The sequence below is a fragment of the Mesorhizobium sp. LEGMi-168a genome, assembly GCF_058312955.1.
The window spans coordinates 1-12,424 of record NZ_JBZEGV010000006.1 but is presented as its reverse complement, the minus strand read 5'-3'; the positions used below and the strand labels follow the sequence as shown (position 1 = coordinate 12,424).

Here is a 12,424-nt window from a genome sequence, read left to right as displayed (position 1 = left end):
GCCAAGGTGTAGTTGCATCAATTTACAGCCGTAAGGCCCCCATTCATGGGACCTACGTCGACGACTTCGCGCCGGCGGCCGAGGACAACGCGGCCGTAATCTGCCGGAGGGACACCAATCCAAAGGGCTCGCCGCGAGCGTCGACAACGACAGCTTCGTCCTGCGTTGAGTTCGTCAACTCTTTCGCGGCAGCCTCGAGCGTGGTGCCGGACTTCAGCTTCGGTAGCGACGCCTTCTCGGAGCACGGTGCAGGATCCATAACGGCATCGACCCTTATGAAACGCCCGCGATTGACGTCCTTCACGAACCTCGCAATGTAATCGTCGGCGGGGTTCAAGAGGATGTCCTGGCTGTCGCCCTGCTGGACGATCGAGCCATCCCGCAAGATGACAATCCGGTCGCCGAGCCTCAGCGCCTCGTCGAGATCGTGGGTGATAAAGACGATGGTTTTCCTCAGTTCCGACTGCAATTCCAGAAGCATGGTTTGCATATCGGTCCTGATCAGCGGATCGAGAGCCGAGTAGGCCTCGTCCATCAGAAGGATCGAGGCGTCATTGCTGAGCGCGCGCGCGAGCCCTACACGCTGCTGCATGCCACCGGACAATTCGTTCGGATAGCGCTGCTCAAACCCGACGAGGCCCACGCGATCGATCCATTGCATGGCGATCTGGCGGCATTTCGCCGTCTCGATCCCGCGCACCTCAAGGCCGAATGTCACGTTGTCGATGACGGTCCTGTGCGGCAGAAGGCCAAATCGTTGGAACACCATCGCCGTCTGGTTGCGGCGGAACTCGCGCAACTCCAACTCGGACATTTCGAGAATGTTGCGTCCGTCGATGATGATCGAGCCCGAGGTGGGTTCGATCAGGCGGTTGATGTGCCGGATCAGCGTCGACTTGCCGGAGCCAGACAGTCCCATGACGACCTGGATCTTGCCGGCGGGCATCGAGATGTTGATGTTGTTCAGCCCAAGGATATGTCCATGCAGCTTGCCGAGATCGGCCTTTGACAGGCCGTCCTGGACCGCTTTGACGTATTGCCGCGAAGACCTGCCGAATATCTTATACAGGTCGCGGATCTCGATCGAGGCGTCGCCCTTACTCATGCGCTGCACCCCGATGCCTCTGCAGCCGGTGTCCGTAGGCTTGGCTGATGCGGTCGAAAATGATCGCGATGCCGACGATGGCAAAGCCGTTGAAGATGCCTTGCGTGAAATACTGGTTGGCGATGGCTTGCAGGACGTTGAGGCCAAGCCCCTGCACGCCGATCATCGAAGCGATGACGACCATGCCAAGCGCCATCATGATCGTCTGGTTGATGCCGGCCATGATCGTCGGCATGGCGAGCGGCATTTGCACCTTCCAGAGCTTCTGCCCGCGCGAACAACCATAAGCGTCGGCAGCCTCCAGGACCTCCTTGTCGACCAGGCGAATGCCAAGGTCGGTGAGGCGGATGATCGGTGGGATGGCGTAGATCACCACGGCGATGAAGCCCGGCACCCGGCCAATGCCCAACAGCATGACGACCGGAATGAGATAGACGAAAGGCGGCATCGTCTGCATGACGTCGAGTATCGTCTGCAAGACTCCGCCGACGCGCCTGTAACGGTTCATGAGGATGCCTAGCGGTATGCCGATGGCAATGGAGAAAATCGTTGCCGTAAAGACGAGCGAGATCGTCTTCATCGCATCCTGCCACAGGCCGATAAGGCCGATCGCAATCAGCGTTCCGACGACGGCCAAAACCACCGTCCATCGACGCGCTGCAAACCATGCGACCCCAGCCAGCGCAAGGATGACGATCGGCCAGGGCGCGCTCGAGATCACCGCTTCAAAGAAGATCAGAACACGCTGAAGCGGGTAGAAGAAATTTTCGATGGAGTCGCCGTAGACACGCGTGAGGTTCCTGAGCGAACCATCGATTGCCCGTTTGGCAGCCAACAGCAGGTCAGCATCCAATTGGGGAAATTTGAACAGCCAATCCATATCGCGATGCCTTATCGTGAATGCCCCGTCGATCGCGCACGCCGGATGCAAGTGCGCCGCAGGCCTGCACAGGTGGAGGCTTCGAGAAGCCTCGAAGCCCCACTTGTCGGCTGGCTAGATTTTAGAGGGCTGCCTTGACCTTTTCGGCCACGTCGGCCGGGACCCACTTCGTCCAGACTTCCGGCATGTTCTTGATGAACCACTTGGCGCCGTCTTCACCGTTTGCCTGATTGTCGGTCATCCAGAGCATCACCTTGCCGACCTCGGCCTGGGTCCAGCTGCGCTTGCCGAGATAGTCCTTGACCTCGCTGAAATCGGCGCGCTCGGTGAACTTGCTGCTCGCCAATGTGACCTCTTCCGTCAGTGCCCAGTAATTCGGCTTCGGATCCGGGCAATCCTGCTTCGAGGTGCAGCGCTTCCACTCGGTATCGTCGTGCTTTACGCCTTCAAGCCGGACCATGGGATATTTCACCAGGAGCGAGGTCGGCGCCCAGTAGGCCGCAATGAAGCCCTGCTTGCGCTCGTAAGCTTTGGTGATGGCGCCATCGAGCGCCGCTGCCGACCCGCTCGGGACGAGGACAAAACCCTTCTTGTCAGCTTCTATGGCCTTGAAGAGCTGCGCCGTCACGACGGTGTCGCCCCAGCCCTGCGGTCCCTGGATCACGCCGCCCTTCGAGGGATCCTCTGGAGACGGAAACAGTTCAGGATGCTTGATGGCGTCGTCGACGGTTTTGATATCGGGGTGAGCGTCGGCAACATATTGCGGAATATACCAGCCGGAAAAGGATCCATCGCTGATTGAAGTGCCAATTCGGCTGACCCGACCCTCGGCTACTCCCTTGGCATAAAAGTCACCCAGCAAAGTCGGCGCCGCATCCGGAGCGATGTCGGGCTGGCCCTTCTCAATCATTGAAGTGATCGTTGGAACGGTGTCCCCCGCAACTGTCGTGGCATTACAGCCATAACCGTTGTTGAGGATGAACTTGTCGACATAGGCCTGGGCCTCGGCCGACTGCCAGCTGAAGACCGCCAGCGTAATGTCGCCGCAAGCCGCGTGTGCGGCGCCTCCGACCAGCAGGGTTCCCAGAGCAACAGCAGGAAAAAGCAATCGTTTCATTTGTTCTCCTCACTTTTCGCGTGGCTTATTGATGAACCGAAACACCGAACCCACGCCGTTCGGTGAGACTGCCCGCACCGCGCCGGTGAAAAAGACCATGCGCGGCCGTGTTACCCCTACGCGCCGGATGCCTAGGCAAGGCTTGGCGAAATCTGCTCCTGGCGTTTCGCCACGAACGCATCGAGCTCGTCGCGAACCGACTGATCCATGAATGGTTGCTCGTAGCTGGCGATGATTGCCTTCGCCTTTTCGCGGCAACGCTGCGCCATGTCCCTGGAGCCTTGCACCCGCCATTGTTCGTAGCTCAGATAGTCGAGGATCTCCGGCGCTATAAATGCGTCCTTGAAGCGCTTCAGCGTGAAGGCGTCGCCAAGATAATGGCCGCCGGGTCCGATGCGCCGCACCGCTTCGAGAGCGTCGTCGAAATGCTCAAACGAAACGCCTTCCGCATATTTGGCGATGAGGAGGTTCTGCTCGGCGTCGGCCACGAACTTGGCCATGCAGCACACGAGCCCGGCTTCATCCCATCCGCCGGCATGCATCATCAAGTTCGAGCAAGCACTGGCGCCCGACATATAGGAAATGGCCGACTCATATCCGGACTGCGCGTCGAAAGTCTTCGCCGAAGATTGCGATGCGGTGGTTCTCCACGGAAGGCCATAGCGGCGGGCAAGCTGTCCGATGATGGCGTTCATCAACGTGACCTCGGGCATGCCCGACATCGGTGCGCCGCTACGCATCGATACCGAGACCGAATACTGTCCGTAGATCATTTTCGCGCCCGGCGCGGCGAGTTGGGTATATGCCAAGGCAGCCAGCGCCTCGGCGTTCAGTTGGGCGACCGTGGCCGGAATATCGGCTGGCGTATTGGCCGCGCCCAGCACGAACGGCGAGAGCAACACAACCTGATTGGCCTCCGCGTAGACACGCAGTCCCTCGAGCATTGTGGCATCCCAAACGAGCGGCGAGTTGCCCGACACATGCCCCGCGATCACCGCGTTGTTTTCGAGGAATTCCCTGCCGTGCACGATGCGCGCCATCGCGATCGAATCTTCCGCGCGCTCCTGGCCTGTGGTCAGGCCGAAATACGGCATGTTCGTTTCCACGAGACTGGAATGATTGATGTGCAGATGGCGCCACGGAACCGCGATGTCCGTCGGTTCGCAGGTGAAACCGCCGGCTATGTGGAACCCAGGCAACATCTGGGTAAGCCGGTTCATGTTTCGAAGATCTTCGATGGTCGACGAGCGCCGCACTCCTTCGAGATCGCGGATGTTCGGTGCACCCTGCATGGTGCCGAATGTCATCGTGTCGAGCGATATTTCGACACGCTGATTTGGATCCCTGGATGTCATTTCGAAGCTGCGCGGCGCCTTGGCGATCAGGCTCATGACCATGTCGGCATCGAGATGAACGCGTTGGCCCTGGACATCGGCACCTGCTTCGCGCCACTGCCGCAGCGCGGTTTCATCCCTGAACTCAATTCCTATCTCTCGAAGGATTGCCAGAGACGCCTGATGGATGCGCTCCAGTTGCCCGGCATTCACGACCTCCACTGGCTGAATCCCGTATTTCAGCGTCGACAGGCGAGGTCTGACCTCGCCCGCGCGCGCTGCAACGACCGACGAACGTCCACCGCGGCGACGGCTTGGGGAAATGTCGACAGCTTCCATTGCGAGTGTCCTAGCTTATTGGCCCACGCGCAAATTGTGCTTGCGCTTCATGAAGTCCTTGGCGGTCTCGACCGCCACCGCGGCGTCGCGGCAATAGGCATCGGCGCCGACGGCCTTGCCGAACTCCTCGTTGAGCGGCGCGCCGCCGACCAGCACGACATAGTCGTCGCGGATGCCCTTTTCCTTCATCGTGTCGATGACGACCTTCATGTAGGGCATGGTGGTGGTGAGCAGGGCCGACATGCCGATGATGTCGGGCTGATGCTGCTCGATCGCGTCCAGGTATTTTTCGACCGCGTTGTTGATGCCGAGGTCGATGACGTCGAAGCCGGCGCCTTCCATCATCATGCCGACGAGGTTCTTGCCGATGTCGTGGATGTCGCCCTTGACGGTGCCGATCACCATCTTGCCCTGCTTGGGCGCGCCGGTGGCGGCGAGCAGCGGGCGCAGGATGGCCATGCCGGCCTTCATGGCGTTGGCCGAAAGCAGCACTTCCGGCACGAACAGGATGCCGTCGCGGAAATCCTCGCCAACGATGCGCATGCCTTCGACCAGCGCTTCGGTGAGCACCGTGTAGGGCTGCCAGCCGCGCTCGAGAAGGATGTTGGTGCCTTCCTCGATCTCTTCCTTCAGTCCGTCATAGAGGTCGTCGTGCATCTGCTGCACGAGTTCCTCGTCGGAAAGCTCGGAAAGGATGATCTCGTCGTCTGCCATGTCGATCGTTTTCGTTGCCGCATCGAAAAAAAGGGGGCCGGTACCCCATGCTCAATAGGGCACCGACCAGGCTGCCAGCGGAGCCTTGTGAGCCTCAGGCAAGATCAAATCGAAGATCCCGACTGCAGAGACGTCGTCGAGCATTCCGTCCGAGGCCGGTTCGGTAAAGGGCAATTCGATTCATGGATGTATGAGCCAGAGCGCGCGAACGCGCGGCCTTCGGTGGCACTTTTCGAGACGCGGCATCGAAGCCGGCGTCCTGCCTTTGCCGTATCGGCTGGCTACTCGGAAGCGTTTGCCAGGAGCCAGTCGCGAAACTGTACGACCGCCCTGCGGGTCCCCGGCCCGGAGGCTGTCACTGCATAGTGGTGTCGGCCCGTTTCCAAGGGATGGTCGAAGGCGATCTTCAGACGGCCAGCGTTAAGCGCCTGGTTGATGATCGGCCGTTGCCCAAGTATAAGCCCTTCGCCCCTCTCGGCCGCCTTCTGGGCGAGGAGCATGTCATTGGCCTCCAACGCGACAGGCAAATTTGGTGGGACGGACACGCCAAGCGCTCGCAACCACTCGCCCCAGCCAAGTCTGAACCGATACGGGTCGACGTAATGGATGAGCGGGCAACTCACCATCTCCGGTATCGAGCTGAATGGGCCATGACGCTCGAGGAACTCAGGGCTGCAAACCGGAACGATGTGCTCCGGCCAGAGCAGGACGCTTTTGCAGCCAGGCCAGTTTCCGTCGCCGAGACGGATGTGAACGTCGATGCTCGACGACGGCAAATCGGGGTCGCGATCAAGGCAGCGGATCTCGATCTGCAGATTGGGATGCTCTTGGCGCAGGCTTCCCAGTTTGGGTAGCAGCCACTCTGTGGCAAGCACTGCCGAAGCACTAGCCACGATTTTATCCCGGTGTACTGCACCGGAAATCTCGGCCAGCGTCTCAGAAATGGTTCCGAAGCCGCTCGAAACGGCAGAATACAGCCGCACGCCCTGCGTGGTTAAGCTGAGAGTGCGGTGTTCCCTGACGAACAACGGATGGCCCAGAGTGGCCTCAAGCTGCTTTATGCCATGACTCACCGCAGGCTGAGTAATCGAAAGCTCGCTGGCGGCGGTCGAAAAATTCAGGTGGCGTGCCGCGGCTTCGAAAAGGATCAAGCCGTGCAACGAGGGAACTGATTGCCGAAAGGTTCGTCGGTCCCGACTCATATGTCCATGAATCTAATTGCTCTTTACCCGAATGGGGCGTGGCGGAATGTTGGCGTTCACAGTGGACCACCCTTCAATCGCCCGTTCAACGATCCGACCAGAGAGCGTTCAGAGTGTCAACCGATCCGCTTTTCCAGCCTTTGCGGCTCAAACATGTGGCGTTTGGCAATCGGCTCATGATCCCAACCGATAAGTCGGATTGCATCGAGGCGCGGTCACCGGCCCTACAACCACACCGCCGTCCTTGGGCGATCATCGCCTGATGGCATGCGTATGAAGGCCAGCTGTCGCGACGGCCGCACTGACCACCGTTATTCCTTTCGGGAGCGTTCGATGGACAAATTCCGTTTGATCGATGAGCGAGTGACGAGGATCCATCCCCTCGCGTCCAACAAACGCTGCTACGACCTCGCGATCCTCCTCGTCCCAGAGTTTTCTCAGGTCTGTCTTTCGTCGCTAATAGAACCCTTGAGATTGGCCAACGCGCTCTCGCGCCGAGAGATCTTCACCTGGCGGCTGATCGGGCTCTCTGGTGAGCCAGTCAATTGCGCGAGCGGCATTCCAGTCGGAGTAACGACCGACGTTGAGTCCGAGCGAGATGCCGTCAATGCCGGCACAGTGCCGGATGGCGCGGTCGTTTGCGCCGGCGAAGGGATCGAGCGGTTTTGCACACCGTCGGTGATGTCCCTTTTCAGGCTGTATGCGCGGCGCGGAGCAACCCTATTTGGAGTGAATACCGGGACTTGGCTCCTCGCGAAATCCGGGCTGCTTGACGGCATCAGGTGCACGATTCACTGGCACAAGTCGGCCGCCTTGTCCGAGAAGTTCGAAGACCTCAGAGCCGAGACGACGCTCTTCGTGCGGGACGGCGCCTTTGTCACCTGTTCTGGCGGGTTCGCAGCCTTCGATATGATGATCGACACCATCGAGAAGGAAGCTGGTCATGAGCTGGCGCGGACCGTCTGCCGCTACATGACCGCCGACCACGCCCGTGATGGAAGAGCTTCTCTAGCCACGCCTTCAAGTCTGCGGCTCGCGGGGACCAGCGCCAAGCTCATCGGTGCAATTCGGCTGATGGAGGGCAATCTAGAGCAGCCGCTTCCGTTAAACAGGATAGCCAATCTGGCCGGCACATCGCGGCGTCAGCTCGAAAGGCTGTTCCACAACTACCTCTCGACCAGCCCCAGTCGCCACTATTTGAATCTCCGACTTTCGCGCGCGCGGCAGCTGCTGGATTCGACCGAGCTTCGAATCCTCGAGATCGCCATCGCCTGCGGCTTCGAGTCTCCTTCCCATTTTTCAAAGGCCTTCCGCGAACATTTTGGAGACGCTCCGAATTCCATTCGCGTCGTGGCTCGCAACAAATGGCTGGACCGAAGTTATGCCGGCAACAGTCAGCCGCAGCACGTCGCCGTCTAGGGTAGGCACCACGCAGGGAAACGGCATGCCGGCGACCCATCCACCGTTCCCCCGTTAAATACGCTAAGAACTTTTTGGGTCGTTATGCGATCCGGCACCTACGCAGCGCTGCCAACGAATTGCTCGTGACACCACAAGCCGTCGGCCATCAGATGAGAGAGAGGTTGCGCAGCGGATCGCTATTGTTCCGACAGCCGTGTAACAAGCTGCGTGACAGGCGATACGGAAAGATCAATCTTTTCTGTGCTTTATGCATGAATTCGAAAGACGCTCTCTCCGTCAGAAATTTTTCTAATAATATAATTTTTTCAATAGCTTAGAACAATTAATGACCGCCTCAAAGCTGAAACATCCTTGATCTGTGTAACAAACTGCCACGCGGCCGCGGCGGCGCGAACGGTTACCTGCAACCGGCAGGTTGGCGCTCAAGCGGATTGTCTGTTTTCGGCGCCGACCTGACACAAACCGACATTCTCACTGGCCACGTTTTGCCGAGACCGCGCCATTGCGCTAACCTGCAAACATGCGTAGTCGCTGATAGAACGAATTTCGCTGAGGGGGCGAATTCATGGAGATGCAGCAGGTCCGCTATTTCTTGGCCCTGTCCAACACGCTGAACTTCACCAGGGCAGCCGAGGAATGCAATGTCACTCAGCCGGCATTGACGCGTGCGATCAAGACGCTCGAAGAGGAACTTGGCGGCGAACTCCTTCGCCGGGAGCGCCAGCATTCGCACCTGACCGAGCTTGGGCGTCGCATGCTGCCGTTGCTGCAACAGTGCTATGATGCGGCCACTTCAGCCAAATCACTGGCCAAGGCGGTGCAAAGCAGCGACGTCGCGTCGCTCAACGTGACCATTTCCAACAGCGTCAACATCGCGTTGCTGGTTTCACCGTTCACGGAACTGTTCCGGGCCTATCCAGGTGCGCATCTCAAGATCAACCGTGGGTCGCCTGCCGCCGTCGTGGACGCACTCAAGAACGGTGATGCCGAACTGGCCGTTGCCGGCCCGCTGGGGCAGGCCTGGGATCGCCTCGACATGTGGCCGCTCTTCCAGGAGGCAATCGAACTTGCCGTGAATTCCGATCATCCGCTGGCCCGGCGCAACGAGGTCGATGTCGCGTTGACACAGCTTGCCGTCGAACCTGTGCTCAGCCGGATCGACTGGGAAACCAGCGAGGAACTGTCCCGTAGCCTTTCCGCGAAAGGCCTCACCCCCCGAACCGCCCACGAAGTGGAGACCGACCAGGATCTGCTGGCGTTGCTGGAGGCCAACGCCGGGGTTGGCTTTGTCTCGCTAACGGCACCCAAATCCCCGAACACCCGCCGGCTCAAGCTTCGCGACCTCGATGTCTCGCGGATCGTTTCCGTCTATGCGGTTGCCGGCAGGCATAGATCTCCGGTCGCCACGACCCTGCTCAACCTGCTTCGGTCGACCGACTGGTCGTCCTTCGGCGTCAGCGAGCCCGCCTGAGCGCCGCTATCAGGTCATCGATGTCCATGCGCCGGCGGTAGTCCGGGTCGACGAAGCGATCCGAGATGACGCCATCCGTTCCGACGATGAAGGTTGCGGGGATCGGGAGGAACCAGCTGGCGTTGCCCTGGTAGTTTGGCAGATCATACGCAACGCCCATCAGCCGCTCCATCTCGGCCCCGATCCAGATCGCAAGGTTGAGCGAGAGGGCATAGCCATTGTCCATGTCGGTCAGGAACGGAAAATCAGCGCCCACGGCCGCCTTCATCGCCTTCGCAAACTTGCGCCGCTCGGGCATGATCACGGCGACCTGTCCGCCCAGCGACACGATTTCCTGCTGAGCCTCGACGATTCCGACCGCGTTCAAGCGGCAATAGGGACACCAATGGCCACGCTGAAAAGTGACGACGGCCGGCCCCTTGGCAAGGATGTCGGCCAGGCCGACGAGCTTGCCCTCGTCGTCGGGCAGCAGGAAGCCTGGCATGGCGTCGCCGGGAGCCGGTGCCATGGCTCCCGCCTCCTGTTTCTCGAGGCGATCCACCAGGCGGTCCACGGCGTCCGCGAATTCGGCGTTGAGGCGACGCACCGCCGCGGCAATCACCGCCAGCCGTTCGTTCAGGGGTGCGTCGAGTTCTATGGCAGCCTGAACGGCTTCTTCGAATGTCTTTGCTTGGTCGTCGGCGGCCATGTCTGCGCTTTCGTCGATTGCCTCCAGCCTATCATCGAAGCCCCCCGGCCACGGCGATGTTTTTCTTGCATGGTTTCGATGCCCCGTGTGCATCGACGCGTGGAGCACGTCCTATCCTGTTCGCGGCCCACCCTCGATGCGTTACATCATGTTCCTGATATCGGCGGAAAAAGTCGGAAAGCCGTAGACCATCTCACCCAGCTGCGATGCCGTGATGCCATGCCTCATGGCCAGCGCGAAGATATGGATCAGTTCCTCCCCGGCATGACCCAGGATGTGGGCGCCGACGATCCGCTCCGTGGTTTCCTCGACAATGATCTTCGACCACGCAAGGGTCTCGGCATGGGTCCTCGCGGACAGCCAGCCTTGCATGTCATTGACGTGGACCTTGACGCGAAGTCCCTGCTCTCTCGCCTTTGCTTCGGTCAGCCCGACGCTGGCCAGGGCCGGGACGGTGTAGAGCGACGCTGGTATGTGGGCGTAGTCCGGGCGGTGTCTCGGGCCGTCGACGATGTTGCGGCCGACGATACCGCCCTCGTAAGTCGCCACGGGCGAAAGCTGCGGAGAATTCCAGACCGCGTCGCCGCAGACATAGACGTCAGGGTTGGAGCGCGAGCGCAGATGATCGTCGATTTCGATGCGGCCTTCGCGATGCACGACGACGCCAGCGCCAAGATCGAGGCTCTCGACATTGGCAACGCGCCCGGCGCAATTGATGACGCGATCCGCGTTCACCAGATAGTCGATGCCGTCCTTTGCGAAGCTCACTCGCAATCGCCCGTCGGCCTTGTCGACACTCTTGATCCACGCCTTTGTGTGGATACTGATCCCCAAGCGTTCGCTCTCGCCGCCGAGCTGAGCAACGGCATCCGCATCGAAACCTCCTAGCAACTGTGGCAGCGCTTCAAGGATCGTGACGTCTACGCCGGCGCGCGCATAGACGTGGCCCAGCTCGAAGGCAATCACGCCGCCGCCGATAAAGACCACGGCGCCGGGCAGCTCCGGGTCGTTCAGGACATCGTCGGAAAAGGTCAGGTGCTCGGCGCCCGGGATCGGCAGCGGGCGCGGCTTGGAGCCGGTGGCGATGACGATGTTTCGGGCCTCGAGCTGCCGGTCATTGACGCGGATGGCATTGCTGCCGATGAAAACGGCCTCACCGGGGATGACATCAACACCACGCTTGGCCATCAATCCGGACAGTCGGGACGGAATGTCCCGGACGATTGCCTTTTCCCGCTCGATCAACGCCCGCCAGTCGAGCCGCGGTCTATCGACGGTGATCGCGTGACGATCGGCCCTGTCGATCTCGTCGAGAACATGGGCTGCCGCAACCAAGACCTTCTTTGGCGTGCAGCCGCGATTGGGACAGGTGCCGCCTAGGTCGCGTGGCTCTATCATGGCAACCGACAGCCCGGCTGCGCGCGTAGCAACCGTCACGCCCATTCCGGCATTGCCGCCGCCCAGGATCACCACGTCATACTTTTCCATCGCAGCACCTCCGCCGCTCAATGAAGCTTGATCCGGGGTCTGGTGCGCCTGACCACCATCTCGCCGATCGAATCCAGCGCCGTCTTCGCAAGGCCGTGCACTGCCTTCAGATGCATCTTGTGGAGCGAGCGATACATGAGACGGGCAAGGAGGCCTTCGATCCTCAGCCCACCAATCAGGCTGCCGAACGCACCATAGTCGGCGAGCGATACGAGGGAGCCGTAGTCGCGATAGCGGAATGCCGGCGCGGACCGTCCCGCGAGACGCGCGGCAACCACCCTCACCAGATGGTCGGCCTGTTGATGAGCCGTCTGGGCCCGGGGCGGCAAGGCATTGTCTTGGCCCGGTAGGACGCAGTGGGCGCAGTCTCCGACAGCGAATATGTTCGCGTCTCCGACGGCACACAAAGTCTCGTCCACCACCAGTCGGTTGATGCGGTCGGTCTCGAGGCCGTCGAGACTTTTCAGGAAATCCGGCGCCTTGATCCCGGCCGCCCAGACTACCAATTCGGCCGGCACAAAAAGCTTTTCGCCGAGCCGGATACCGTCCTCGGTCACCTCGGTGACCTTGATGCCGCATCGGATCTGCACGCCCAGCTTGATCAGCAGGTGTGCCGAGGCGCGCGCCATGTGCTCCGGAAGAGCAGGCAGGATGCGCGGCCCCG

At 60.5% G+C, this 12,424-nt stretch carries 11 protein-coding genes; 2 read left to right on the top strand and 9 right to left on the bottom strand.

Going from position 1 to position 12,424, the window contains the following annotated elements:
* Positions 1–52: 52 nt before the first annotated feature.
* The 6 genes from AC4FWB_RS10370 to AC4FWB_RS10345 form a co-directional block, all read right to left on the bottom strand.
* Positions 53–1,105: a quaternary amine ABC transporter ATP-binding protein gene (locus tag AC4FWB_RS10370; RefSeq protein WP_491025911.1), complete on the bottom strand. Its 1,053-nt coding sequence runs from the start codon at positions 1,103–1,105 to the stop codon at positions 53–55.
* Positions 1,098–1,985: an ABC transporter permease gene (locus tag AC4FWB_RS10365; protein WP_491025910.1), complete on the bottom strand. Its 888-nt coding sequence runs from the start codon at positions 1,983–1,985 to the stop codon at positions 1,098–1,100. The genes AC4FWB_RS10370 and AC4FWB_RS10365 overlap by 8 nt, the downstream gene beginning before the upstream one ends.
* Positions 1,986–2,106: 121 nt before the next feature.
* A complete protein-coding gene (locus AC4FWB_RS10360) occupies positions 2,107–3,102 on the bottom strand; it encodes a glycine betaine ABC transporter substrate-binding protein (protein ID WP_491025909.1) in 996 nt (331 codons plus the stop codon).
* A gap of 131 nt (positions 3,103–3,233) precedes the next feature.
* Positions 3,234–4,775: a trimethylamine methyltransferase family protein gene (locus AC4FWB_RS10355; protein ID WP_491025908.1), complete on the bottom strand. Its 1,542-nt coding sequence runs from the start codon at positions 4,773–4,775 to the stop codon at positions 3,234–3,236.
* A gap of 15 nt (positions 4,776–4,790) precedes the next feature.
* Positions 4,791–5,489, bottom strand: coding sequence for a corrinoid protein (locus AC4FWB_RS10350; RefSeq protein ID WP_491025907.1), 699 nt, complete (start codon positions 5,487–5,489; stop codon positions 4,791–4,793).
* Between the two features lie 281 nt (positions 5,490–5,770).
* Positions 5,771–6,640 (bottom strand): LysR substrate-binding domain-containing protein, encoded by an 870-nt coding sequence (locus tag AC4FWB_RS10345; protein WP_491025906.1) that lies wholly within the window; start codon positions 6,638–6,640, stop codon positions 5,771–5,773.
* A gap of 384 nt (positions 6,641–7,024) precedes the next feature.
* Between AC4FWB_RS10345 and AC4FWB_RS10340 the strand changes: the two genes are divergently transcribed.
* Both AC4FWB_RS10340 and AC4FWB_RS10335 read left to right on the top strand, forming a co-directional pair.
* On the top strand, positions 7,025–8,110 hold the full coding sequence (locus AC4FWB_RS10340; protein WP_491025905.1) for a GlxA family transcriptional regulator: 1,086 nt from the start codon (positions 7,025–7,027) through the stop codon (positions 8,108–8,110).
* A gap of 568 nt (positions 8,111–8,678) precedes the next feature.
* Entirely contained in the window at positions 8,679–9,584 is a 906-nt protein-coding gene (locus AC4FWB_RS10335; RefSeq protein ID WP_491025904.1) for a LysR family transcriptional regulator, read from the top strand.
* Here the strand turns inward: AC4FWB_RS10335 and AC4FWB_RS10330 are convergent.
* The 3 genes from AC4FWB_RS10330 to AC4FWB_RS10320 form a co-directional block, all read right to left on the bottom strand.
* On the bottom strand, positions 9,568–10,272 hold the full coding sequence (locus AC4FWB_RS10330; RefSeq protein WP_491025903.1) for a peroxiredoxin-like family protein: 705 nt from the start codon (positions 10,270–10,272) through the stop codon (positions 9,568–9,570). The genes AC4FWB_RS10335 and AC4FWB_RS10330 overlap by 17 nt on opposite strands.
* A 141-nt stretch (positions 10,273–10,413) precedes the next feature.
* Complete coding sequence (locus AC4FWB_RS10325) at positions 10,414–11,760, bottom strand: dihydrolipoyl dehydrogenase family protein (RefSeq protein WP_491025902.1); 1,347 nt, start codon at positions 11,758–11,760, stop codon at positions 10,414–10,416.
* A 17-nt stretch (positions 11,761–11,777) separates the two neighbouring features.
* On the bottom strand, positions 11,778–12,424 hold a 647-nt coding region (locus AC4FWB_RS10320; protein ID WP_491025901.1), incomplete at its 5' end, for an NAD(P)/FAD-dependent oxidoreductase.

Coding starts and splice junctions, on each gene's coding strand:
- AC4FWB_RS10370 (WP_491025911.1), bottom strand. CDS start 1,105: ATGAGTAAGGGCGACGCCTCGATCGAGATCCGCGACCTGTATAAGATA.
- AC4FWB_RS10335 (WP_491025904.1), top strand. CDS start 8,679: ATGGAGATGCAGCAGGTCCGCTATTTCTTGGCCCTGTCCAACACGCTG.
- AC4FWB_RS10325 (WP_491025902.1), bottom strand. CDS start 11,760: ATGGAAAAGTATGACGTGGTGATCCTGGGCGGCGGCAATGCCGGAATG.
- AC4FWB_RS10365 (WP_491025910.1), bottom strand. CDS start 1,985: ATGGATTGGCTGTTCAAATTTCCCCAATTGGATGCTGACCTGCTGTTG.
- AC4FWB_RS10355 (WP_491025908.1), bottom strand. CDS start 4,775: ATGGAAGCTGTCGACATTTCCCCAAGCCGTCGCCGCGGTGGACGTTCG.
- AC4FWB_RS10350 (WP_491025907.1), bottom strand. CDS start 5,489: ATGGCAGACGACGAGATCATCCTTTCCGAGCTTTCCGACGAGGAACTC.
- AC4FWB_RS10360 (WP_491025909.1), bottom strand. CDS start 3,102: ATGAAACGATTGCTTTTTCCTGCTGTTGCTCTGGGAACCCTGCTGGTC.
- AC4FWB_RS10330 (WP_491025903.1), bottom strand. CDS start 10,272: ATGGCCGCCGACGACCAAGCAAAGACATTCGAAGAAGCCGTTCAGGCT.
- AC4FWB_RS10340 (WP_491025905.1), top strand. CDS start 7,025: ATGGACAAATTCCGTTTGATCGATGAGCGAGTGACGAGGATCCATCCC.